This window comes from Psychrobacter sp. CAL346-MNA-CIBAN-0220 (assembly GCF_040309805.1).
Lineage (GTDB): Bacteria > Pseudomonadota > Gammaproteobacteria > Pseudomonadales > Moraxellaceae > Psychrobacter.
Map to the genome: position 1 here is coordinate 1 of NZ_JBEOPF010000076.1, position 317 is coordinate 317.

The following is a 317-nucleotide window of genomic DNA, read 5'->3' on the forward strand; positions in this document are numbered from 1 at the left end:
GGTTTGCACGGTTGCTATGGTTTTATCAACAAGCGTAGTACGGTCGTAAACCGCTTCAACAATAACGCCAGCGGGTAAGCTTTTTTGCACATCAACTAACTTATCAGCCATGGCTTTTGCCACTACCCGGCTGTTTTCGCCAATGAGCATCATGGCACTGCCGAGCACGGTTTCTTCACCGTTATACGTAGCTGCGCCGGTTCTAAGCTCTTTCCCTAAATGCACGTTAGCCACATCTTTAATGCGTACAGGTGCATCATCGCGCTTAGCAATAACGGTATTGGCTATGTCTTCTACCGTTTTAAGTTGCCCTGGCG

The 317-nt window shown here is 48.3% G+C and carries 1 protein-coding gene; it reads right to left on the reverse strand.

The window, feature by feature from the left end:
• On the reverse strand, window positions 1–317 hold a 317-nt coding region (locus AAEY88_RS12750; RefSeq protein ID WP_350562972.1), incomplete at both ends, for an efflux RND transporter permease subunit.